Source organism: Actinosynnema sp. NPDC023658, from assembly GCF_040639995.1.
In the GTDB taxonomy this organism is placed as follows: Bacteria; Actinomycetota; Actinomycetes; order Mycobacteriales; family Pseudonocardiaceae; genus Actinosynnema.
On sequence record NZ_JBFAAX010000983.1, the window covers coordinates 1 to 1,995 of the forward strand.

Genomic DNA, 1,995 nt, shown 5'->3' on the forward strand with positions numbered 1-1,995 from the left:
CGGCTCGGGGAACGCGGCGGGGTCGCGGTTCGCGGCGAACAGCGACGCGATCACGCCGTCACCCGGTCCGAGCGCCGTGCCGCCGATCGTCGCCTCGCCCGCCACCGCCCGCACCACGCCGTGGTGCACGGGGCTGAGGTAGCGCAACAGCTCCTCCACCGCGTTCCCGACCAGGTCGGGCTCCGCGACCAGGGCCTCCCACCGCGACCGGTCCCTTTGCAGCGCCAGCACCGACAGCGCGATGGAGTTCGCGGTCGTCTCGTGCCCGCCGACGAGCAGCAGCACGGTCATCCCGACCGCCTCCTCGTCGCTCAACCCCGGCTCGCGCACCAGGCGGCTGACCAGGTCGTCGCGCGGCGAGGTGCGGCGGGCGCGGACCAGGTCCGCCAGGTAGGCGTGCAGCTCGTCCAGCGCCGCCTGCACCTGCTCGGCGGACAACGACCGGTCGAGGTGGGCGCGGCTGCGGGTGGAGAAGAACTCCTGGTCCGCCACCGGAACGCCGAGCAGCAGGCAGATCACGTCCGACGGCACCGGCAGCGCGAACCCCGTCACCAGGTCTGCCGGGCGCGGTCCCGCGCGCAGCGCCGCCAGCCGGTCCCGCGTGATCCGCTCGACCTCGGGGCGCAGCGCGTCCATCCGCCGCACGGTGAACTCGCCGGTCACCAGCCGCCGGTACCGGGTGTGCTCGGGCGGGTCGGTGACCAGGAAGCTCCCCGGCGCGGCCTTCCGGTCCACCACCGGCCGCAACTGCGGGAAGCCGGGCGTCGACGGGTCCGACGAGAACCGGCCGTGGTCGCGCAGCACCGCCCGCACGTCGTCGTACCGGGTAACCAGGTGCGCCTGCTGGCCGTGCCGCAACGACACCGGGCACACGGGGGACTCCGACCGCAGCACCGCGAACTCCGCCGGCGGGTCGAAACCGGGACGACGCGCGATCGGGTAGTCCATGGTGATCGACCTTATAGCCGCCACCCGTCCCGGACGGGCGCGTGAACGCGCACACTGCCCACGTGGACCCGGTGACAGCGCACGCCTGGGCGGCACTCGGCGGCCGACCCGACCTGACCGTCCGGTACGTGCCCGCGGGTGACGTGCTCGGCGCCCGCCTGCCCGTGCGGGACATGGCACGGGCGACCGTCGGCGTCTGCGCGTTGGCGGCGGCCGAGCTGTCCGCCGCGCGCGACCGCACCCCCGTGCCGCCGGTGACGGTGGACGAGGCCGGCGTGGCCACCGCGTTCACCAGCGAACGCCACCTGCGCATCGACGGGCGCACCGGTGCCGCCTTCGCGCCGCTGTCCGGGTTCTGGCGCACCGCCGACGGCTGGGTCCGCACCCACGCCAACTACCCGCACCACCGGGCACGCCTGCTCGGAGCCCTCGGCGTCGACGACGACCGGGCCGCGCTGGAACGCGAGCTGGCGCCCCGTCGGGCCGTCGAGGTGCAGGAGACCGTGCACGCCGCGGGCGGCCTGGCCGTCGCGGTGGCGACCGCCCCGGACCCGACCCGGCTGCCCCTGGTGGAGACCTCGCCCACCGGCGCCGACCGGCGCGAGCCGCCGCCGGCGTCCCGCCCCGCCGAAGGGGTCCGCGTCCTCGACCTCACCAGGGTGATCGCCGGCCCGGTCGCCACCCGCACGCTCGCGTTCCTGGGCGCGGACGTCCTGCGCGTCGACTCGCCGCACCTGCCCGAGGACCCCGAGATCCACGCCGACACCGGCCAGGGCAAGCGCTCCACGTTCCTCGACCTCTCCGACCGCCGCGACCGGCGCGCGTTCGACGACCTCCTCGACCGGGCCGACGTCGTCGTCACCGGTTACCGCCCCGGAGCGCTGGACCGTCACGGCCTGGCGCCTCAAGCGCTGCTGGACGAACGCCCCGGCCTGGTCGTCGCCCAGCTCTCCGCCTGGGCCGGCAGCACGCCGGGGGTGCCGTCCGTGCTCTCGACCGCGGCGATGCCGGTGGCGGCCTGGACCAGGCTGTCGAACCCGCGCCGGT

General features: G+C 76.0%; 2 protein-coding genes. One reads left to right on the plus strand and one right to left on the minus strand.

Annotation, left to right across the window (positions count from 1 at the left end):
- On the minus strand, nucleotides 1-948 hold a 948-nt coding region (locus tag AB0G02_RS37190; protein WP_360804295.1), incomplete at its 3' end, for a cytochrome P450.
- Between the two features lie 62 nt (nucleotides 949-1,010).
- Between AB0G02_RS37190 and AB0G02_RS37195 the strand changes: the two genes are divergently transcribed.
- Nucleotides 1,011-1,995: CoA transferase (locus tag AB0G02_RS37195; protein WP_360804298.1), on the plus strand; the 985-nt coding region annotated here is incomplete at its 3' end.